The organism is Pseudochelatococcus contaminans (assembly GCF_014195635.1).
GTDB lineage: Bacteria > Pseudomonadota > Alphaproteobacteria > Rhizobiales > Beijerinckiaceae > Pseudochelatococcus > Pseudochelatococcus contaminans.
The window spans coordinates 281,716-301,025 of the sequence record NZ_JACICC010000003.1 but is presented as its reverse complement, the minus strand read 5'-3'; the positions used below and the strand labels follow the sequence as shown (position 1 = coordinate 301,025).

General features: G+C 61.3%; 22 protein-coding genes. 10 read left to right on the top strand and 12 right to left on the bottom strand.

All coding sequences use genetic code 11. The features are described from left to right. Positions 1 to 68: 68 nt before the first annotated feature. The 7 genes from FHS81_RS07875 to coxB all read right to left on the bottom strand — a co-directional run bounded on the left by FHS81_RS07875 (position 69) and on the right by coxB (position 6,351). Positions 69 to 845: an SURF1 family protein gene (locus FHS81_RS07875; RefSeq protein ID WP_343052451.1), complete on the bottom strand. Its 777-nt coding sequence runs from the start codon at positions 843 to 845 to the stop codon at positions 69 to 71. Beyond that, a complete protein-coding gene (locus tag FHS81_RS07870) occupies positions 838 to 1,677 on the bottom strand; it encodes a cytochrome c oxidase subunit 3 (protein ID WP_183752010.1) in 840 nt (279 codons plus the stop codon). Before FHS81_RS07870 ends, FHS81_RS07875 begins: the two co-directional genes overlap by 8 nt. A 117-nt stretch (positions 1,678 to 1,794) precedes the next feature. Then, complete coding sequence (locus tag FHS81_RS07865) at positions 1,795 to 2,409, bottom strand: cytochrome c oxidase assembly protein (protein ID WP_183751666.1); 615 nt, start codon at positions 2,407 to 2,409, stop codon at positions 1,795 to 1,797. A gap of 6 nt (positions 2,410 to 2,415) precedes the next feature. Continuing rightward, positions 2,416 to 2,604, bottom strand: a complete 189-nt coding sequence (locus FHS81_RS07860) for a hypothetical protein (RefSeq protein WP_183751664.1) — start codon at positions 2,602 to 2,604, stop codon at positions 2,416 to 2,418. Beyond that, positions 2,604 to 3,602, bottom strand: a complete 999-nt coding sequence (locus FHS81_RS07855; protein WP_183751662.1) for a heme o synthase — start codon at positions 3,600 to 3,602, stop codon at positions 2,604 to 2,606. Before FHS81_RS07855 ends, FHS81_RS07860 begins: the two co-directional genes overlap by 1 nt. Positions 3,603 to 3,746: 144 nt before the next feature. Then, on the bottom strand, positions 3,747 to 5,378 hold the full coding sequence (gene ctaD / locus FHS81_RS07850; RefSeq protein ID WP_183751659.1) for a cytochrome c oxidase subunit I: 1,632 nt from the start codon (positions 5,376 to 5,378) through the stop codon (positions 3,747 to 3,749). A 40-nt stretch (positions 5,379 to 5,418) separates the two neighbouring features. Further along, positions 5,419 to 6,351, bottom strand: a complete 933-nt coding sequence (coxB, locus tag FHS81_RS07845) for a cytochrome c oxidase subunit II (RefSeq protein ID WP_183751657.1) — start codon at positions 6,349 to 6,351, stop codon at positions 5,419 to 5,421. A gap of 76 nt (positions 6,352 to 6,427) precedes the next feature. On the opposite strand from coxB, the gene FHS81_RS07840 reads away from it, so the two are divergent. The 5 genes from FHS81_RS07840 (at position 6,428) to ctrA (ending at position 9,772) form a co-directional block, all read left to right on the top strand. Continuing rightward, positions 6,428 to 6,613: a hypothetical protein gene (locus FHS81_RS07840; protein WP_183751655.1), complete on the top strand. Its 186-nt coding sequence runs from the start codon at positions 6,428 to 6,430 to the stop codon at positions 6,611 to 6,613. Between the two features lie 115 nt (positions 6,614 to 6,728). Continuing rightward, positions 6,729 to 7,253: an invasion associated locus B family protein gene (locus FHS81_RS07835; RefSeq protein ID WP_183751653.1), complete on the top strand. Its 525-nt coding sequence runs from the start codon at positions 6,729 to 6,731 to the stop codon at positions 7,251 to 7,253. A 137-nt stretch (positions 7,254 to 7,390) separates the two neighbouring features. Continuing rightward, on the top strand, positions 7,391 to 8,023 hold the full coding sequence (locus FHS81_RS07830; RefSeq protein ID WP_183751651.1) for a hypothetical protein: 633 nt from the start codon (positions 7,391 to 7,393) through the stop codon (positions 8,021 to 8,023). A 60-nt stretch (positions 8,024 to 8,083) separates the two neighbouring features. After that, positions 8,084 to 8,470 carry a glycine cleavage system protein H gene (locus tag FHS81_RS07825; protein WP_183751649.1) on the top strand — a complete coding sequence of 129 codons (387 nt, stop codon included), beginning with the start codon at positions 8,084 to 8,086 and terminating at the stop codon, positions 8,468 to 8,470. Positions 8,471 to 9,070: 600 nt separating this feature from the next. Further along, positions 9,071 to 9,772: a response regulator transcription factor CtrA gene (gene ctrA, locus FHS81_RS07820; RefSeq protein WP_183751647.1), complete on the top strand. Its 702-nt coding sequence runs from the start codon at positions 9,071 to 9,073 to the stop codon at positions 9,770 to 9,772. A gap of 274 nt (positions 9,773 to 10,046) precedes the next feature. On the opposite strand, the gene FHS81_RS07815 is transcribed toward ctrA, so the two are convergent. Further along, positions 10,047 to 11,606, bottom strand: a complete 1,560-nt coding sequence (locus tag FHS81_RS07815; protein ID WP_183751645.1) for an extracellular catalytic domain type 1 short-chain-length polyhydroxyalkanoate depolymerase — start codon at positions 11,604 to 11,606, stop codon at positions 10,047 to 10,049. Between the two features lie 327 nt (positions 11,607 to 11,933). Further along, positions 11,934 to 12,746: an undecaprenyl-diphosphate phosphatase gene (locus FHS81_RS07810; protein WP_183752008.1), complete on the bottom strand. Its 813-nt coding sequence runs from the start codon at positions 12,744 to 12,746 to the stop codon at positions 11,934 to 11,936. Between the two features lie 276 nt (positions 12,747 to 13,022). On the opposite strand from FHS81_RS07810, the gene FHS81_RS07805 reads away from it, so the two are divergent. Then, the gene (locus FHS81_RS07805) at positions 13,023 to 13,715 is read left to right on the top strand and encodes a glutathione S-transferase family protein (protein ID WP_183751643.1); all 693 of its coding nucleotides are present in this window, start codon (positions 13,023 to 13,025) and stop codon (positions 13,713 to 13,715) included. A 23-nt stretch (positions 13,716 to 13,738) separates the two neighbouring features. Next, complete coding sequence (locus FHS81_RS07800; protein WP_183751641.1) at positions 13,739 to 14,614, top strand: Rossmann-fold NAD(P)-binding domain-containing protein; 876 nt, start codon at positions 13,739 to 13,741, stop codon at positions 14,612 to 14,614. Positions 14,615 to 14,644: 30 nt separating this feature from the next. Here FHS81_RS07800 and FHS81_RS07795 read toward each other — a convergent pair whose 3' ends face one another. Continuing rightward, positions 14,645 to 15,409 (bottom strand): tRNA1(Val) (adenine(37)-N6)-methyltransferase, encoded by a 765-nt coding sequence (locus FHS81_RS07795; protein WP_183751639.1) that lies wholly within the window; start codon positions 15,407 to 15,409, stop codon positions 14,645 to 14,647. Continuing rightward, the gene (locus tag FHS81_RS07790; RefSeq protein WP_183751637.1) at positions 15,406 to 15,951 is read right to left on the bottom strand and encodes an adenine phosphoribosyltransferase; all 546 of its coding nucleotides are present in this window, start codon (positions 15,949 to 15,951) and stop codon (positions 15,406 to 15,408) included. The genes FHS81_RS07795 and FHS81_RS07790 overlap by 4 nt, the downstream gene beginning before the upstream one ends. A gap of 266 nt (positions 15,952 to 16,217) precedes the next feature. Here FHS81_RS07790 and FHS81_RS07785 point away from each other — a divergent pair, with 266 nt between their 5' ends. Then, the gene (locus tag FHS81_RS07785; RefSeq protein WP_183751635.1) at positions 16,218 to 16,445 is read left to right on the top strand and encodes a YodC family protein; all 228 of its coding nucleotides are present in this window, start codon (positions 16,218 to 16,220) and stop codon (positions 16,443 to 16,445) included. A gap of 173 nt (positions 16,446 to 16,618) precedes the next feature. On the opposite strand, the gene FHS81_RS18930 is transcribed toward FHS81_RS07785, so the two are convergent. Continuing rightward, the gene (locus FHS81_RS18930) at positions 16,619 to 16,762 is read right to left on the bottom strand and encodes a hypothetical protein (protein ID WP_246374908.1); all 144 of its coding nucleotides are present in this window, start codon (positions 16,760 to 16,762) and stop codon (positions 16,619 to 16,621) included. 463 nt (positions 16,763 to 17,225) lie between these two features. On the opposite strand from FHS81_RS18930, the gene FHS81_RS07775 reads away from it, so the two are divergent. After that, positions 17,226 to 17,462, top strand: coding sequence for an Lrp/AsnC ligand binding domain-containing protein (locus FHS81_RS07775; RefSeq protein WP_183751631.1), 237 nt, complete (start codon positions 17,226 to 17,228; stop codon positions 17,460 to 17,462). 33 nt (positions 17,463 to 17,495) lie between these two features. Next, complete coding sequence (locus tag FHS81_RS07770; RefSeq protein ID WP_183751629.1) at positions 17,496 to 19,298, top strand: ABC transporter ATP-binding protein/permease; 1,803 nt, start codon at positions 17,496 to 17,498, stop codon at positions 19,296 to 19,298. Positions 19,299 to 19,310: the final 12 nt, after the last annotated feature.

Here is a 19,310-nt window from a genome sequence, read left to right as displayed (position 1 = left end):
GCTTTAACAAGTCACTCGCACAAGTTGCTCGCACAAGTTGCTTGCACAGCTGCCAATCCATTTGGCGATCACCCCCGCAGTCTGCGGCGGGCAAACAGCACGAAGACGACGACAAGAACGATGGCAAGCCCAAACCACGTAAAGGCATAATCGAGGTGGTTGTTGGGGAAGCGCACCACGGTAAGCCCCGCAACCGGCCATCCCTCTCGCGTGGAATCGCGGAATGTATCGATGGTGAACGGGGCCACGCGTTCCAACCCGAGCGACGCGGCGAAAACAGCGGGGTCACGCACGAACCAGTCGCCCTTTTCCGGCGCATCGGATGGTACGAACCAGCCGCGCCTTTCCGGCGCACGCAAGAGCCCGGCAACCCTCACAGTTTCATTGCCCGCCACACTGTCGCCGCGACGCCACGCGGCATAGGCGTCGGCATCCTGCCGCAGCTCCATGGGAATGAAACCACGGTTGACGAATACGATGCCGCCGCCGTCCATCGCAAGCGGTGTCAGCACGAAGTAGCCCATGCGCACGCCGCCCCGGCCAAGCGTAGCGTTGCCATGCACGAGCACTTCACGATCTCGCAGATAGATGCCGGACACGCGAACGGGGCTGTACTCCAGTGCTTTCAGCGCTGCCGGCTCCCCCGCCAGCGCAGCCCATTCGCCTTGTGCGGGCGCGGCGACAGGTTCGGCGTGAGTGCGGGATTCAATGCGGGCGATGAGGTCTTCCTTCCAGGCCAGCCGCTGCAACTGCCACATTCCCAGCGACACCAGCAGGATGAGCCCGAGAAGCGTGAACAGCCCCGGCCAGAACAGGCCCCGCCAGGAGGGGCGCGCTTCAGCCACCTGCGCCCCACACATAGATGGCGGCGAACAGGAACAGCCAGACCACATCGACGAAATGCCAGTACCAAGCCGCAAGCTCGAACCCGAGGTGTCGCTCGGCCGTGAAGTGGCCCAGATAGACCCGCAGCAGGCAAATGGCCAGAAACACCGTGCCCACGATGACATGAACACCGTGCACGCCCGTTGTCATGAAAAATGTCGAGCCGTAAATGTTGCCGGAGAAGGCGAATGTCGCGTGGCTGTATTCATAGGCCTGCACCACGATGAACAGCGCGGCCAGCACCAGCGTTGCCCAGAGCCCGAGCTTGATGCCGCGCCGGTCGCCCTTCAGCAGCGCCTCATAGGCGAGGGTCACCATCGTACCCGATGTCAGCAAAACCAGCGTGTTGAACAGCGGCAGATGCCACGGATCGAAGGTCTCGATGCCGGCGGGAGGCCATTGCCCACCGGTTGCCTCCACCCGCTCGAACTGAATCGCCTCTCCCGGAAACAGGCTGGCATCGAAAAATGCCCAGAACCACGCGACGAAAAACATGACCTCGGTGATAATGAACAGGATCATGCCGTAGCGATGGTGCAACGCCACCACGCGGGTATGCGCGCCGCGCTGGCCCTCGCGGATCACGTCGATCCACCAGACCGACAGCGCTCCGAGCAGCCCGATGACACCGACACCCAGAACATATGGCCCCGGTGCGAACTCGCCCATGCGGATGTCGGTCATCGTCAGGACCGCGCCGACGGACAGCACGAAAAGGCTGACCGCCAGCACCAGCGGCCACGGGCTGGGATCGACAATATGGTAATCGTGCTGTTTCGCGGTGGATTGCATGGTCACCGTCAGCCGCTAGAGCCTTTCGGCATTTCGTTGAAACGCCGAAAGGCTCTATCTTTTTGGTTTGACGCGTTTTCTTCACACAAAGCGGTATCCACTTTGCTTGAAAACGCTTTAGAGCCCGTCTCGCCCGGAGATGCCAGCCAGTTCGCTGGAGGGCAGCACGTCTTTTGCTGGAAACATCGTGTAGGACAGCGTCAGGGAATCCAGCGTCTTGAAATCGCGCTCGTCGTCGAAAGAAGGATCGATGTAGAACACCACCGGCGCGAACATGCTCTCCCCCGGCCCCAACGTCTTCTCCTCATAGCAGAAGCATTGCAGCTTGACGAAATACGCGCCGAGCTGGTCCGGCTGCACGTTATAGGTCGCAACGCCGGTGACCGGCGTGTCGCTCATATTGGTCAGCTCGAAGAAAACCGTCTGCGTCTCGCCAAGCCGCGTTTCGACTGCTGGCGTTTCCGGCACGATGCGCCACTGGATCGACGGCGCGACATTGGTATCGAAACGCACCACGATGCGCCGGTCGGAGACTGAGGCGCTCTCCACCACGCCGGCAAGCGGCGTGCCGGCAAACCCCGTGACCTGACAGAAGAGGCGATAAAGCGGCACCGATGCGAAGGCGAGGCCCAGCATGCCAGCGACAACGCCCACACAGATCAGCGCGGTGTTCCGGGCGCGGCGGGCGACCCGTTCATCCGGCGCAGGAAGATGGGGCGCATCGTCGCTCATCGGTCCTCACAGCGGCCGGTTCAGAACATTCGAACCAAGCCGGGCGATGGTCAGCACGTAGAACAGCAGGAACAGAAAACCCAGCGCGACCCCGATTGCGACATTCCGCGTATGCCGGCGATGGCTTTCAGCCGGTGTCAGGCTCACGCCTTCGGCATCGTCGCGCCTGCCGCCGTTCGCCACAGGGTTTTCCATCACCAGAGGCCCCTTGCCGGCAGGAAGTTGCCGATTGGCCCAAGCCCCGTCACATGCTCCACCAGCAGCGCGGCGAACAGCGCGAACAGATACATGATCGAGAAACCGAACAGCCGCCATGCCGTGCGCACGCCATAGGGATTGAGCGCAACGCGGTCGCCGCCGGAACGCCAGAGCGTGAACGCCAGCCACAGCATCCCGGCCCCGCCGGCGATGGAGGCGAACGCGTAAAGCGGGCCGCCGGCGTCACGCCATAGCGGAATGGTCGCCACCGGCACCACAACCAGCGTGTAGAGCAAAATCTGCAATCGCGTGGATGCCTGCCCCGCCACGATTGGCATCATCGGCACGCCGGCGCGGGCGTAGTCCTCGGATTTCACCAGTGCCAGCGCCCAGAAGTGCGGCGGTGTCCAGAGAAAGATGATCAGGAACAGCACGAAGCCGTCGATGCTGACGGAGCCGGTCACAGCCGCCTCGCCGACCATGGGCGGGAACGCACCGGCGGCACCGCCGATAACGATATTCTGCGGCGTCGAGCGCTTCAGCCAGATGGAATAGATGCCGACGTAGAAAAAGATCGTAAACGCCAGAAAGGCCGCCGCGAACCAGTTGGTCGCCACACCCAGCACGAACACCGCCCAGAAGGACAGGGTCAGGCCGAAGGTCAGCGCCTCGGCCCCCGTGATGCGCCCGCCCGGAATCGGCCGGTTTCGGGTGCGCGTCATCACCTTGTCGATGTCGGCATCCCACCACATGTTGAGGCAGCCGGATGCGCCCGCCCCTACCGCGATCGACAGCAGCGCGATGGCGCCGACGACCGGATTGATGGCGCCCGGCGCAACGAGCATGCCGACGAGCGCGGTGAACACCACAAGCGACATGACGCGCGGCTTGAGCAGCGAGATAAAATCCCGCACGCTGCCGGTGGAGACAAGCGGTGGCGCTTCCGCCTGCGCGGTGCGCTCCCGTTCAGCCCATTCTTCCGTAACCGCCGTCATACTCTCAGCTCTCTGAAACAGCTCTCGCCCCAATGGGAGGGCCAGATAAGGGAATGGCCCCACAAACGGCAAGCTGCGAAAACCACAGACATTGAATTCGGTTGCATATCAGGCATCGACCCGGCCATCAATGCAGCCGTGCGCTCAGGAACCCGCAGCGGGAATGCGCGGCAGCTTCTGAAACTGATGATACGGCGGCGGAGACGACAGCGTCCATTCCAGTGTCGTCGCCCCTTCGCCCCATGGGTTATCCGGCGCGCGCGCCTTGCGCGCATAGGCGACCCATATGCCGTAAAAGAACACCAGCAGGCTGCATGCAAAGGCATACGAGCCCAGTGACGCGACAAAATGCCACCCCCAGTAAGCGTCCGGATAATCGACATAATGGCGCGGCATGCCGGCCAATCCCAGAAAGTGCATCGGAAAGAACAGCACGTTGGCGCTGACGAAAGCCAGCCAGAAATGCAGCTTGCCGATCCACTCCGGCACCATGTAGCCGAACATTTTCGGAAACCAGTAGTACCATGCCGCGAAAATGGCGAACACCGCGCCCAGCGACAGCACGTAGTGAAAATGCGCCACCACGTAATAGGTGTTGTGCAGCTCGCGGTCGATGCCGGCGTTCGCCAGCACCACGCCCGTCACCCCGCCGACCACGAACAGAAAGATGAACCCGAGCGCCCAGATCATCGGCGCGGTAAAGCGGATGGAACCACCCCACATCGTCGCGATCCACGAGAACACCTTGATGCCGGTGGGCACCGCGATGACCATCGTCGCGAACACGAAATAGCGCTGCGTGTCGAGCGACAGCCCCACGGTATACATATGGTGCGCCCAGACCACGAAGCCGACGGCGCCGATGGCCACCATGGCATAGGCCATGCCCAGATAGCCGAAGATCGGCTTGCGGGCGAAGGTGGAGACGATATGCGAGATGATGCCGAAGGCCGGCAGGATCATGATGTAGACTTCGGGGTGGCCGAAGAACCAGAACAGGTGCTGATAAAGCACCGGATCGCCTCCGCCTGACGGATCGAAGAACGCGGTGCCGAAGTTCCGGTCCGTCAGCAGCATGGTGATGGCCCCCGCCAGCACGGGCAGCGAGATCAGCAGCAGAAACGCCGTCACCAGCATGCTCCACGCGAACAGCGGCATCTTGTGCAGCGTCATGCCGGGCGCGCGCATGTTCAAAATCGTGGTGATGAAGTTGATCGCGCCGATGATGGACGATGCGCCGGCAAGGTGCAGGGCGAAGATGGCGAAATCGAACGCAGGCCCCGGATGGCCGGCCACCGAAAGCGGCGGATAGGCCGCCCAACCGCCGCCGAAACCGAGCGATCCGGGCGCACCGGGCACGAACAACGAGATGATGAGCAGCCAGAAGGCCACCACCAACAGCCAGAAAGAGATACTGTTGAGCCGCGGAAACGCCATCTCCGGCGCGCCGATCATGATCGGCACGAACCAGTTGCCGAAACCGCCGATGAGCGCGGGCATGACCACGAAGAACAGCATGATGAGGCCATGCGCCGTGACCACGACGTTGAAGATCTGGCCATTGGCGAAGATCTGCAAGTCCGGGTACTGCAACTCGATGCGCATCAGCAGCGAAAGGCCGCCGCCCACGAGCCCCGCACACAGCGAGAACAGCAGGTAGAGCGTTCCGATGTCCTTGTGGTTGGTGGAGAGCAACCAGCGCCGCCAGCCTTTCGGGTAGGAATCCCGAGGGGATGCATCCCCGCCGCCCGGCTGCGCCTTCATTGCAGAAGCCATGCCCTGTCTATCCCTTTCATCGAGCCTTTCCTTGCCATGCTCAATCGCCTGCCGCCGTAAAACGCGCCTTCGCCTCCTCACGCCACGCAGCATATTGTTCCGCGCTGACGATCCGGATGGCGATGGGCATATAGGCGTGGTTCTGGCCACAGATCAATGAGCACTGGCCATAGTAGATACCTTCCCTGTCTGCCCTGAACCATGTCTCGTTGAGCCGTCCCGGTATCGCATCGATCTTGATTCCGAAGGACGGCACCGCGAAACCGTGGATCACGTCGGCGGCGGTGACCTGCAGGCGCACCGTGCTGTCGACTGGCAGGACGACCTCGTTATCCACTGCCAGAAGGCGCGGCTGCTCTCCGGTCAGATCGTCATCCGGGACATAGACGGAATCGAAGGTAAAACCACCCTGCTCCGCCGGATATTCATAGTTCCAGTACCACTGATGCCCGGTGACCTTCACGGTTATATCGCTTGGCGGAATGATGAGCTGTGCGCGCAAAAGCCGAAAAGACGGCACAGCGATGACGGCCAGCACCAGAATCGGCACCACCGTCCACGTCACCTCCAGCCATGTGTTGTGCGTGAAACGCGCCGGTGACGGGTTCGCCCTCTCATTGAAGCGGACGATGACGACGATCAGCAGCACGGTGACCAGCACGACCACACCGCCGGTTATCCACAACAGCAGGTTGTGGAAATCCTGAGCGGAGCGCGCGACATCGGTGACGGGCGGCTGGAGGCCGATTTGCCAAGGAACAGGTTGTCCCGTCACAGGTTGGCCTGTCACTTGTTGTGAGGCTTGCTGCGCGCGAGCGCCGGCCCCGGTCAACAGCAAGACCGATATGCAAAGCCAGATCGCCCTGCAAAACCATGACGACAACACCCGAAGCGCTCCGCGAGCGGCCGCACCGGCGCGCAGGGGGAGCAGGCGCACATAAGACGCCACCGGGCCATACACCGCTTTTTCCATCGTCCGTCAGATACTCCCGTTCCCGCTGCCGCGTGGTCTGGCAAATTCGTCACCGGAAAGATCGCCGTCACAGATCATGACCGCGCGCGCAAAGCAACAGAACAAAGCGTCACGTCTGCCGCAGGGTGTCATCCCGCCCATGCTGGAGTGGTCTACAGCCGGAAATCCGCCGCCTTTCCACGGGATCGTCTTTACTCTCGGCGCGTGGCATGGTTTAGAGCATGATCCGGAAGGAATGAACCGGGATCGATGTTTTCTGTAAAGGCAGGCGGGTGCCCGCCGCGAAATTCAGAGGCGTGTTTCCTGACGGGCCGTCCTGCCACGGGCGAAGCCGGTTTCCTGTTGATGTTAAAGTGGATTTCGGGGAAGTGAAACCTATGTTCCGCCGTCTCGCTCGTTGCACCGCGCTTGCCGCCACGATTGTCGGTGTTTCCTTCGGCACCATTATGACGGGCGCGGCACCGGCTGCCGCGCAAGGGGTTGTGCGCGCCACCCACGGTGAGTGGCAGATGCGCTGCGAAACCCCGCCCGGCGCCTCCGCCGAACAATGCGCGCTGGTGCAGAACGTCGCGGCCGAGGATCGACCCAACATCACGCTGCTCGTGATCGTGCTCAAGACGGCGGATAACAAGAGCCGCCTTCTGCGTGTGGTCGCACCGCTCGGCGTGCTGCTGCCGGCGGGCCTCGGCCTCAAGATCGACCAGACGGATGTCGGCCGCGCCGGTTTCGTGCGCTGCCTCAACACAGGCTGCATCGCCGAGGTCGTTATGGACGACACCTTGCTCGACCGGCTCAAGCAGGGCCAGACCGCGACCTTCATCGTATTCCAGACGCCTGAGGAAGGCATCGGCATCCCGGTGACGCTGGACGGCTTCTCGCCAGGCTTCGACGCCCTTCCATAACCCTGCCATAACCCTGCCCGCCGGAGCAGTTTGCATTCCAGTCGGGATATTTTTGTGCTGTGCGGCATTCCTGTTCGGCCATCCTGCCGTTATGATCGCCGGCGAGTTGCACGAAAGCGAGCTGAGAGAGACCAGACATGACGAGCATCGGCTACCGAACCGCTTCGCCCTCCATTCCGGCTTCTGTTTCTGCCGCCCGCAACAGTGCAGGGCGCAGGGCCGGATTGTTGGCGGCGGTGGTCGTCGGCATCGCATCGTTGCTGGCCGGCTGCCAGTCGCCGGAAGGGCAAAGCACGGGAACGACGTTGAAGAACTATGCGCTCTATGGCGGCGCGACCGTGCCGCCGGAAGCTCCCCTGCCCACCGACGATCTCTACTGCCCGCGCTTCGATATTTTCGATGGCGGCTCGGCGGTGCGCGTCGGCGAGGGAGCGGGACTGCGCTACCAGCTCTCCATCCGCAACACGGCGCGCGAGTGCGTCACCGGCGGTGATGGATCGCGCACGGTCAATGTCGGTGTGGAAGTGCTCGGGTTGCTCGGACCGGCAGGGTCACCGGGCACGTATTCGGCTCCGCTCAGGATTGCCGTCAAGCAGGGCGACAGGGTCATCGACAGCCGCACACGGCAGGTCTCGGTGCCCATCCCCGCCGGGACGGCGCAGGAGATCGTTCGCATCGTCGAAGACGGTCTGCGCTTGCCGGAAGCCACGTCGGGCGTGCTGATCGAGATCGGCCTTGGCGGTGCCCCTGCCCGCAGCACCCGGCGCTGATCCGCGCCCGGTGCGATCGGACACGACCAGGCCCCGCGCGGACAGGGCACGGATCAAACGATGACCGATGGCCTTCGCTACACCCCGGATCATGAATATATCCGCCTGATGTCGGGCAAGATCGCCCGCGTCGGCATCGCGCCCTATGCCATTGAGGCGCTCGGCGGCATCATTGCCGTCACGTTGCCCGTCGTCGGACAAGTCGCACGAGCCGGTGAGTGCATTGCCGTATTTGAGAGCGTCAAGGCCGCCTGCGAGGTCTTCGCGCCTGCCTCCGGCGTCGTCACAGCCATTAACGATTCGCTTGTCGCCGATCCGGCCATCGTAAACAGCGATCCAACGGGCGCGGGCTGGTTCTTCGCGATGGAACTTGCCGATCCGGCAGAACTGGCGCGCTTGTTCGACGCCACTGCCTATGCCGCATATCTTGGCGGCATCAAGGGCTGAAAGCCCCCCTCCCTTTGCAGCAACACGTGGTTTGGCGACGCTCCTGCCCTGTGCGCGTCAACACGTGCGTATGTGGTCGGATATCCACACCCGGCTGAATGATTCGCCCAATGGCCAGATGATTTGGGAATCTTGGCCGTCATCAACCATTCGTTTACCGCTCTCGTTAACAATCATCCCCAGGCACACCGGCAGCAAGACCGCCGGCTGGGGCATCCAAAAGTATTGAGTCAATAGAATCGGTTAGGCTGAGTTTTGGTCCAGTGACGAATCCAAGCTGAATCCAGTGCGGTTCGCACTGCACAGAGTTTTACACCGGGAGGGCAACCTTTCTGCGTAAATAACTTGCCAGTGCGAATCACGGTTTGTTAACCATTAGGACATAGCGTTCCGGATTGAAGACGTTCGGATAAAGCGGTGCACCGGCATTAAGCCACGCGGTGATCGTTATCTCTGGACTCTGCCAGCCCGGATGCTGGGGGTCGCGCAAGCTTCATTGGTAAGCGGAGCGGCCGTCCGGGCGGTTAAACTATCCGAAAGCTTGACCGTTTCGGACCAACAGCACAGGGAGCCTCGGAAAACGAGGTTGGGGACGAGGCCATGCGCGTATTGCTCATAGAGGACGACAGCGCCACCGCGCAAAGCATCGAACTGATGCTCAAGTCCGAAAATTTCAATGCCTATACAACTGATCTTGGCGAGGAAGGCGTCGACCTCGGCAAGCTCTATGACTACGATATCATTCTGCTTGACCTGAACCTTCCCGACATGTCGGGCTACGAGGTTTTGCGCAGCCTTCGCGTTGCCAAGGTCAAAACGCCGATCCTGATCCTCTCGGGCCTTGCCGGCATCGAGGACAAGGTCAAGGGTCTCGGCTTCGGCGCGGACGATTATCTGACCAAGCCCTTCCACAAGGATGAGCTGGTCGCCCGCATCCACGCCATCGTCCGCCGCTCCAAGGGGCATGCGCAGTCGGTCATCACCACCGGCGACCTCGTGGTGAACCTCGACGCCAAGACGGTCGAAGTCAGCGGCGCGCGCGTTCATCTGACGGGCAAGGAATATCAGATGCTCGAACTGCTCTCGCTGCGCAAGGGCACGACGCTGACGAAAGAGATGTTCCTCAACCACCTCTACGGCGGCATGGACGAGCCGGAACTGAAGATCATCGACGTCTTCATCTGCAAACTGCGCAAGAAGCTGTCGAATGCCTCTTCGGGCACAAACTACATCGAGACTGTCTGGGGCCGCGGCTACGTGTTGCGCGAACCCGGCAGCACGGAAGAACGCCTGGCCGGCTGAATAGCCGGCATGTGCCGCCCGGCGCGCATCGGGCGGCGACGACGAGCGGGTGCCTGCCGGTCCCAGGGCCGGTTACACGCTGGATTTATGTTGATTGGTAAGACGAAAGCACCATCAGCAGTTCTATGACACGATACTGCCGGTTGCATGTTACTTAAATAAAAAGGCCAGATCGTCTGGCATTTCGTCCGGCTCGCAGACTATGCTGCTCTCAGCCTGATATTCCGATATTATTATATCATCGCCTTCTTCGGCGGAAGAATGAAATCGATGATCAATTCTTGCGAAACAGGTTCATCCACCTGGCGGCGCGGCGCATAGCGCGCCGGAAAGGCCGCGCTATAGACGGCAGCACAGGCCGGGCAGCGGTCGGCTCGGCCTTGATTTCACTTTCAGCAACCGGCTCGGTCTCACCCGAAACAGGCTCGTCAAGCGGCGCAGATTCCCGCGCTGCTGCCTGTATTGTCACTGCCTCCGCAGTTGGCGACGCATCAGAAACCGGAGGGCGCTCCTCACGCAGGTTATCCGGCTCTGATACATCTGACACAGTGGCAGGCACATCGAACGATGTGACGGGCTCCGGAGCAGGAACGGCCTGCGTGCTAACGTCCGGTGTCACAGGTACCGTCGGCGTGCCGGTGCGCGAGCGTACACCGCTCTCGCGCGTCCGCCCCCGTGCACGGCGGGTGCTGGCCGGCAGGGCGGCGAAGGCAGGTGTGATTGATACGGGAAGCTCGGCTGTTGTCGCCGCAGGTTCGATAACCTCTTCCACCACGACCTCGTCATCCTCGATGTCACCGCGCGGCGGAGGATCGCTTTTCAGCACGCCGAAGAATCGAGCGATCTCGAAGGTAGACGAAAACCTGATATCGGCGAAATGCTGCCCGGTTTGTTCATGCAGATCCGCGCGTGACGTGTCGATCGGCACGGCATGACCAAGATGATCGATGGCGATCGCTTCGACGAGGACTTCCCCGTCAGCGTTGCGCCAGCGCATTTTCTTCATGCCGCCCTGCACGGTTTCTTCGGTGGCGTATTCGGTCAACCCGTGCACATTCGTCCACTGCTTGACGATCTCACCCGCATTGATCGGTTTCACCACGTCGTCGGTGAGCCCCTGCCACACCGCCACACGCGGCCACGGCATAGCGATGCGGCTGCCGGCGAGATCGCCCAGCGGCGACGCCCCACGCACCTCATCCCCCCATGCCTCGCGTGAGCGCACGACGCCTTCAAGCATCACTTGCAGGGCCTCATGAACGGTCTTGGCGGAGCGATAAGGCAGACCGGCGAGGATAGCGCCAGCCGCGAACACATCGGGATAGGCCGCCAGCATGGCGTTGGACATGGCGCCGCCGGCGGAAAGGCCGGTCACGAAGATCCGATGGCGATCCAGATCGTAGTTATCCGCCATGAAAGCGACCATGTTGCGGATCGACGCCGCCTCGCCGCTATCGCGGGCGATATCGCCGGGCCGGAACCAGTTGAAGCAGCGGCGAGGGTTGTTTTCGCCACGCTGCTGGGCGAACAGCACCGCAAATCCGTTCTGTTCCGCAAGCCATGACCAGCCGGACGAGCGATCGTAGCCCGCCGCCGTCTGGGTGCAGCCGTGGAGCACGACGACCAGCGGCGCATTGGACGGCAGATTGTCCGGGACATACCGGAACATCCGCAAATTACCGGGATTACCGCCAAAACTCTCGACTTCGGACAACCTACAGCCTTCATCGTCGTCCATTTCGCTTTCGTCGAGCAGGTGCGGCAGGGAGAACAATGTCTCCCATTGCAACCGCCACAGGGCGAGATTGGCTGTCGTCGACGCAATGCCCGTCATTCTATTCCATCTTTCTTGTTTTCACACCCCGGGGGCGACACAGAAAAGACGATGAGAAAAAACGAGACGCCGTCTTATATTCCTGTATTACCCATATTTCCGGCGGTCTGTATCGGACCGTCGCGCATCAATGCTGACCCATTGCAGCAAAAGAATGTCGCAAGAGCCGCGATGTGTTCCCCGACACGTCCATTCAAATTTCAAAAGTCACAAAAATTTGACGGTTCGCATTCTTATGAACATTGAAAATACATCAATAATCACTTTGCGTCTACCTTGGACGGAGCTTGAGGCTGCTGGCGCTATTTTGGCAGATCTTTCAGGCGCTCAGCCAAAAACCAGCAGACCTGCCAGCCCGGCAGAGCCGACAATGATGCGCCACCACGCGAACAGACCAAAGCCGTAGTGCGAAACGAAGGACAGAAGCGAACGCACGACCACCAGACCGGCGATGAACGCCGTGACGAAACCGATGCTGATGAGGGCGACATCGTTGGCATCGAGGTTTTGATAGTTTTTCAGCAGATCGTAGGAAAAAGCCGCCGCCATGGTCGGCATGGCGAGGAAGAACGAGAACTCCGTCGCAGAGCGCTTGTCCGCCCCCGTCAGGAGCGCGCCCACGATGGTCGCACCGGAGCGGGAGACGCCGGGGATCATGGCGACACACTGGGCAAGGCCGATGATGACGCAGTTGCGCAGCGGAAAGTGCGTCGCGTCGTGATACTTCGGTTGCAAGCGCAGATTATCGATGACGAAGAGCACGAACCCACCGACGATCAGCGACACGCAGACAATCCACGGGTTGAAAAGGACGTTCTTGATAAAGCCATGCGCGAATGCGCCGATGGCTACGGCCGGCAGAAACGCCACGAAAACACCGAGCACGAAGCGCCGCACGGCGGGATCGGTGCGGAAATTGCGCGCCATGCTGACGAGCCGGTGGAAGTAGACCAGCACGATGGCCAGAATTGCGCCGAGCTGAACCAGCACCTCGAACGTTTTGCCGTTGGATTCGAATCCCATGAAGTGGCCGAGCAGCAGCAGGTGGCCTGTGGACGACACGGGAATGAACTCGGTCAGCCCTTCCACCACACCAAGGATGGCTGCTTCGAACAGATCGCCGCCAGCAAAAACCTGCATCATGATCACCTCTCCCGGGAACCCTCTCCCAGCCGCCATTCGGCCTGCCTGCTGCACTTGTGCGCGTGTAGCGTTAGCGAACCTTTAATGACATCAGCGTTTTGGTCTTGCACCCTGTACAAAACCAGTTGTTCGCATGGCGGGCGGCCTCTATGAATGCAGGCGGTGCGGACGGGCCATGATTTGTCAAGGTTCTATCCACACCTGACCACTGCCCCCTCCACATGCGCACCGCTGCGCCACATTCCCGCCCCATCGGCATGCACGGCTGAATTCATGGCGACTCTGTTTCACTATCCTTTCTGCCCGCACTCCCGCTTCATCCGTCTGGTGATGGCGGAGATGGGTCTCGAATCGGCTCTTGTGGAGGAAAAACCATGGGAGCGGCGGCAGGAGTTCCTCATCATGAACCCCGCCGGCACCCTGCCCGTGTTTCTGGAGGAACAGGGGTTCGCGGTGCCCGGCCCGGCCGTTATCGCTGAATATCTGGACGAAACGCGCGGACTGGGCCTCGACGGCCGCAGATTGCTGCCGGACAATCCCGCCGCCCGCGTCGAGGTGCGCCGGCTGATGGACTGGTTTTTGACCAAGTTCCACGAGGAAGTTTCCAGCTATCTCGTCACGGAGAAAATCTACAAACGCTTCATCGGCGTTGCCGCCGGCGGCGGCCCGCCCGATATGAGCGCCATTCGCGCGGCGCGGGTCAACGTGCGCTACCACCTGAAATACATCGGTTTTCTCATCGCGCGGCGGAACTGGCTGACCGGGCCGGACCTGACTTATGCCGATCTGGCGGCAGCGGCGCATCTCTCCTGCGTCGATTACCTCGGCGACGTGCCGTGGGATGAGGATGAAACCGCCAAGAGCTGGTATGCGCGAGTAAAGTCGCGGCCTTCCTTCCGCACCCTGCTGGCCGACCGGGTTCCCGGCATGCCGCCAGCGGCCAATTATGCCGATCTGGACTTTTGACCGCCCATGAAGCTTGACCACCCATGAAGCTGTTCGCATTTGGCCTTGGCTACACCGCGCTAACCCTTATCGAGCAGCATGCCGGGCGCTTTTCACACGTTGCAGGCACGGTTCGCGATGCCGAAAAGGCGGGGATATTACGCGCACGCGGCATCGATGCGCATGAGTTCGGCAGCCCATCCGCCCTCGCGGCGCTGGAAGGGGCAGACGCCATCCTTGCCAGCATCCCGCCCACCGCACACGAGACGCCGGAAGCCGTCGACCCGGCGCTGGCATGGCTGAACGATGCGGGTGCGCAACTGTCGGCTGGCTGGATCGGTTATCTCTCCACCATCGGCGTCTACGGCGATCATGATGGCGCGTGGGTTGACGAAACGGCCCCCACCCTGACGCGGATCGACCGTTCGCGGAGGCGTATCATCGCGGAGGCAGCATGGCTGAATCATGCGCGGGCACACGGCGCGCGCGGTTTCGTTTTCCGCCTGCCGGGGATTTACGGCCCTGGCCGCAACAGCCTGCGCGATCTCGCTGAAGGCAATGCCCGCATCGTTATCAAGCACGGGCAGGTGTTCAACCGCGCCCACGTCACCGATATCGCGGTGGCGCTGGCTGCTACATTCCCGGCAGACGTGGCCGGCGGCATCTATAATGTGACTGACGACGAGCCGGCGACGCAAGGCGATGTCGTGACGTTCGGGGCGAGGTTGATGGGCGTTGCCCCGCCGACGCCCATTCCCTTCGAGTCGGCGGAGTTGTCTGCGATGGCGCGCAGTTTCCATCTCGAAAACCGCCGCGTGGACAATGCAAAACTGAAAGCCCTGCCGGCCTTCTCATTGACCTACCCGACCTATCGCGAGGGCCTGACGGCTCTGTTCGCTGTGGGAGAGGGGCGCATCTAAAGCGCCGCCAGGACGGATCGACGCGCGGCCTCAGCCGCTGATCGCGACCTGCCCCTCGCCACGGCCGATTGCCGCGAGCGCCGGTGTAAAACGCCCGTCCTCTTCATGCGCCACAATGGGTGGAAGCACTTGCAGCGGCGCTCGCGAGCCTTTTACACCCGCCAGCAGAACCCGCACAGCCGGAGCCTGCGCGCGCGGATGCACGGAGCGCACGGTCAATCCACCGAACCGGCCTGTCATGCATGCAAGCAAGTCAGCCAAAATATCCGAACGGTGCACGACGACCACAACTCCGCCAGGCCGCAGAACATCGGCACAAGCTCGCAGCCAGTCATCAAGCGTTCCGCCGGCGAGAACATGCGCGGCGCGGCGTGCTTCATCCGGCGAGCGACGGACGTGCGAATCGTCATGGAACGGCGGATTGGTCAGGACGAGATCGACGTTGTCGCGCAATCCCGCCTCACGCCGGGACGTGGCTGAAAAGAGATCGACCGATGCCGCACAAACCCGCTCGCCCAACCCGTTGAGGGTGATATTGCGCTCGGCCAGATCAAGCGCCCCGGCATGGCGTTCCGCCAATGTGACGCGCGCTCCCGGCGCGCGCACCGCCGCCACGAGCCCCACAGTGCCCACACCGGCCCCGAGATCGGCGATATGACCGTTGAAATCCGAAGGCACGACAGCCGCCAGCAGCAGCGCGTCGGTTCCCGCGCGATGGCCGCGCCGCGGCTGGAGCAGCCGCAGCCGCTCCCCCAGCAGCCTGTCCTCGACAACATCGGGAAACGGAGCGGTCATTCGCCCTCGAACTGTACGAGCGTGCGGACGGTAACACCCTTGCGGCGCAACTTTTCCGCGCCGCCGAGGTCCGGAAGATCAATGACGAAAACGGCGGCCACCACCTCCGCGCCGATCCTGTGCAACAGATCGACCGCAGCCGTCGCCGTGCCGCCGGTGGCGATCAGATCATCGACCAGAATCACCCGCTCGCCCGCGGCGATGGCATCCCGGTGCATTTCGATCTCATCCAGTCCGTATTCCAGCGAATAGGCGATGGACACGGTATCGTGAGGCAGCTTGCCCTTCTTGCGGATCGGCACGAACCCGGCCCCAAGTTGATGGGCCACCGCCCCCCCGAGAATAAAGCCGCGTGCCTCGATGCCCGCCACCTTGTCGATCTTGGCGCCCGGCCAGGGCTGAACCATTTCGTCCACCGTGCGGCGAAAGGCGCGCGCATTGCCGAGCAGCGTGGTGATATCGCGGAACACCACACCGGGACGCGGATAATCGGGAATCGAGCGGATCGCCGATCTGATGTCGCCCGTCGTACTCTGGCTCATGCACGTCCCCTTACGTTACAGAAAATTTTGGCGTTACGGAAAAGTCTGTCGTCGCGGAAAATCATGGGTGTCACAGATGACATTCAGCCTCGCGGTGGAAAACCCCGGCGGCCACGCGCACTATAATATGCATTAATCTTAATGAATAACGTCAATAACCATCATGCAGACGATGTTACCGGCTACCGCTTGCGGCAAGAGCCGTAAAGCTGTCATATGCCGCTGCTATCGATTGTTCGACAAGCAATCCTGTGGAGGAGAAACACATGAGCTTCAGCGTCGGCGATGTCGTCATGCTCAAGTCGGGCGGCCCTGCCCTCACCGTTACCGAAGTTGGCAGCGAAAGCATATCCGTTGTGTGGTATGCCGATGCTGAGGACAACTTCCGCACCACCCAGCTTCCGCCCGAAACGCTCATCCTGTTCGACGACGAGGACGATCTCGACCTCGACGAAGAAGAAGATGAAGACGACGAAGAGGACGACATCGCGTAAGGCGATTGATCGTTCGCATGATCATGTCTCCGCCATCACAGGCCGCCATGCGTGGCAGGTGATGGCGAAGCGTGGAAATCAGAATACCCCACCGGCAAGACCTCGGTCTGCGCCGGTTATTTTTTGTCGGTTGTGGTAAGCGGGCAGAGCGCTGGAGAGACCCGGTGGCCGCCTCAGTCGGCCGGAACGCGCCGGACAGTGCACTCGATGCGCCCGTCCCCAAGGTCGCGCCAGTTTTCCATTTCGGTCACGTAGGCGGAACGGCGGCGACGCTCCATCCATTCCCTCGCCCTTGAACGCGCCTCTTTCTCCGGCATGATGTAAGTTTGTCGCCATGCTGCATGGATGCCAGCGGCATCCTTCTGTTTTTCAATTTTGTCCCGCCGGGCTGCAAGGCGGCTGGCAAGCCGGCTTGGAACATAAATACCACCGATCATCCTGAACCCCCGCAAGCCGAAGCGTGCCCCCTAATTCGATTACTCTAACCAGCGAAGCACACTATGACGATAGCGGGGCAGAACTTGCGACACTATTTCTATTCGCCAGCCTCACGGCATAATGTCACAGCCCTGCCTCATACCAGTCCGACGGCGCAGGCCGGACGGGCCGCACAGGCATGAAATCTTCGCAGATGGAACTGGCCGGAAGAGGCCGATCCCGCGCCCTTATATAACGATTATATGGCAGAAGGTGTTAAATATCGGACATGTTTGAGTAAACTATCCAACTTGTCAAAAGCCGGGGAATTTCATACACAAAACGCACATCGTGGAGGGCAGCATGAAAACGTTCTTTGTTGAGATAAAATGCGTACTGGGCCAGACTTATGCCGTCGCCAGCGCCCTCGCAGACCGGGAGATCGCCTCCGAAATCTATTCCATTGCCGGCAACTACGACATCCTGGCCAAGTTCCACGTCGAATCGGATGTGGACATCGGGCACTTCGTCGGTGAAAAAGTGCAGACGATCGCCGGTATCGCGGATACACGGACAATCATCGCGTTCAAGGCGTTCTGAACCACGCGCCGTAACCGGGAAGCATCGACCTCCATGGCAGACACCTCACGGCAGGGGCTGAAGCACGCCCTGCTGACCATATGGCAACTGATCCGGCCTTATGCAACGACGCGCGACATGGGCGAACTGACAATCCCGCTCATCGGCAAGGTCCGGATGCAGGAACGCTTCATCGGCATCGGCTTTTTTCTTCTTCTGGCAGCCATTAACCTGTTTCAGGTTGGGCTGAGCGTTCGCCTCAGCTACTTCTCGCGCGACCTTTACAACGCCTTGCAGGAGATGAACGCCGATGCCTTCTGGCATCAACTGCTGCTGGTGTTCGTACCGCTGGCGACGATCTGGGTCGCCGTTGCCATTCTGGAAATCGTCATTCAGTACATTTTCCATATCCGCTGGCGAAAGTGGATGACGCTCCGCTACATCGACAACTGGCTGGCCGGTAACATCCACTACAAGATGCGGCTGGCGGGCGTGGCTGCCGATAACCCGGACCAGCGTATCGCTGAGGATATCAACCTCTTCATCTCCAATACGCGCGTGTTGAGCCTTGGCCTTCTGAGCCAGGTGGCGACGCTGTTGTCGTTTGCGGTGATCCTGTGGTCCCTCTCCGAGAACTTCACCGTGCCGGGCACGGAAATCGCGGTGCCGGGGTTGCTGCTGTGGGTGGCGCTGGTCTACGCGGTGCTGGGAACGTGGCTGACGCATATCATCGGCCGGCAGCTCATTCCGCTCAACTTCGCCCAGCAACAATATGAAGCGGATTTCCGCTTCTCGCTCGCACGCCTGCGCGAATACGGCGAGCAGGTCGCGCTGTTGTCTGGCGAAGCCAGCGAGAAGCAGCAGTTGCGCGGCAAGTTCCGCCATGTCGTCGACAACTTCATGGCGATCTTGAGCCGGGAAAAGAAACTGACCCTGTTCACGGCCTCATTCTTTCAGGCCAGCGTCGTCATTCCTTACCTGTTCACAGCGCCGTATCTGTTTTTGAAAAAGGTGACGCTGGGGCAGATGATGCAGACGGTGGACTCGTTCTCGCGCGTCAATGGCGCGCTGACGTTCTTCGTCGGGGCCTATTCCACCGTGGCGGGCTACAAGGCCGTGGTCGACCGTCTCTCCAGCTTCGAGCATGCAATTGAGAACGCGCGCCAGTTGCCGCAAGGCCCCGTCGCCGCGAGTCAAGATGCTGCGGATAAGCCTCTGGATGCCGGGGGCCTCGTCATCTCCGGTGTGGATCTGACCCGGCCTTCCGGCAGGCAGATTCTGTCCTTGCCTGAGCTGACGCTGAATCGCGGCGAGCGCGCACTTGTCGCCGGGCGCTCTGGCGTTGGTAAATCGACGCTGTTCCGCGCCATCGCCGGTATCTGGCCCTTCGCCACCGGGCGGATCGACCTGCCGGAAGGCCAGAGCGTGATGCTGCTGCCGCAGCGGCCCTATATCCCCATCGGCACATTGCTGACGGCGGTGACATATCCCTCTGCCTCTGACGCCTATTCCCGCGAAGCGGTGGTCGATGCGCTGGAGGCTGTTTTCCTCGGCTATCTCGTGCCTTACCTCGATCAGGAGGAATGGTGGGGATTGACGCTGTCACTGGGCGAGCAGCAACGTGTGGCGATTGCGCGCGCATTGCTGGCAAAGCCTGACTGGCTGCTGCTGGATGAAGCAACAGCCGCGCTGGATGAGCCGGTGGAAGCGGCGATCTACACCCTGATCCGCGACAGGCTTCCGGACACAACGGTTGTTTCGATCGGCCACCGTTCGACGCTCAATGCCTTCCACGACAGGCGCATCGAACTGACGGAAACAGGCATTGGCAGCGACATCGCCCTGAACAGCAACTGAAATCGCCATTAA

Coding starts and splice junctions, on each gene's coding strand:
- FHS81_RS07870 (WP_183752010.1), bottom strand. CDS start 1,677: ATGCAATCCACCGCGAAACAGCACGATTACCATATTGTCGATCCCAGC.
- FHS81_RS07865 (WP_183751666.1), bottom strand. CDS start 2,409: ATGAGCGACGATGCGCCCCATCTTCCTGCGCCGGATGAACGGGTCGCC.
- FHS81_RS07860 (WP_183751664.1), bottom strand. CDS start 2,604: ATGGAAAACCCTGTGGCGAACGGCGGCAGGCGCGACGATGCCGAAGGC.
- FHS81_RS07855 (WP_183751662.1), bottom strand. CDS start 3,602: ATGACGGCGGTTACGGAAGAATGGGCTGAACGGGAGCGCACCGCGCAG.
- ctaD (WP_183751659.1), bottom strand. CDS start 5,378: ATGGCTTCTGCAATGAAGGCGCAGCCGGGCGGCGGGGATGCATCCCCT.
- coxB (WP_183751657.1), bottom strand. CDS start 6,351: ATGGAAAAAGCGGTGTATGGCCCGGTGGCGTCTTATGTGCGCCTGCTC.
- FHS81_RS07840 (WP_183751655.1), top strand. CDS start 6,428: ATGACCGCGCGCGCAAAGCAACAGAACAAAGCGTCACGTCTGCCGCAG.
- FHS81_RS07835 (WP_183751653.1), top strand. CDS start 6,729: ATGTTCCGCCGTCTCGCTCGTTGCACCGCGCTTGCCGCCACGATTGTC.
- FHS81_RS07830 (WP_183751651.1), top strand. CDS start 7,391: ATGACGAGCATCGGCTACCGAACCGCTTCGCCCTCCATTCCGGCTTCT.
- FHS81_RS07825 (WP_183751649.1), top strand. CDS start 8,084: ATGACCGATGGCCTTCGCTACACCCCGGATCATGAATATATCCGCCTG.
- ctrA (WP_183751647.1), top strand. CDS start 9,071: ATGCGCGTATTGCTCATAGAGGACGACAGCGCCACCGCGCAAAGCATC.
- FHS81_RS07815 (WP_183751645.1), bottom strand. CDS start 11,606: ATGACGGGCATTGCGTCGACGACAGCCAATCTCGCCCTGTGGCGGTTG.
- FHS81_RS07810 (WP_183752008.1), bottom strand. CDS start 12,746: ATGCAGGTTTTTGCTGGCGGCGATCTGTTCGAAGCAGCCATCCTTGGT.
- FHS81_RS07805 (WP_183751643.1), top strand. CDS start 13,023: ATGGCGACTCTGTTTCACTATCCTTTCTGCCCGCACTCCCGCTTCATC.
- FHS81_RS07800 (WP_183751641.1), top strand. CDS start 13,739: ATGAAGCTGTTCGCATTTGGCCTTGGCTACACCGCGCTAACCCTTATC.
- FHS81_RS07795 (WP_183751639.1), bottom strand. CDS start 15,409: ATGACCGCTCCGTTTCCCGATGTTGTCGAGGACAGGCTGCTGGGGGAG.
- FHS81_RS07790 (WP_183751637.1), bottom strand. CDS start 15,951: ATGAGCCAGAGTACGACGGGCGACATCAGATCGGCGATCCGCTCGATT.
- FHS81_RS07785 (WP_183751635.1), top strand. CDS start 16,218: ATGAGCTTCAGCGTCGGCGATGTCGTCATGCTCAAGTCGGGCGGCCCT.
- FHS81_RS18930 (WP_246374908.1), bottom strand. CDS start 16,762: ATGCCGGAGAAAGAGGCGCGTTCAAGGGCGAGGGAATGGATGGAGCGT.
- FHS81_RS07775 (WP_183751631.1), top strand. CDS start 17,226: ATGAAAACGTTCTTTGTTGAGATAAAATGCGTACTGGGCCAGACTTAT.
- FHS81_RS07770 (WP_183751629.1), top strand. CDS start 17,496: ATGGCAGACACCTCACGGCAGGGGCTGAAGCACGCCCTGCTGACCATA.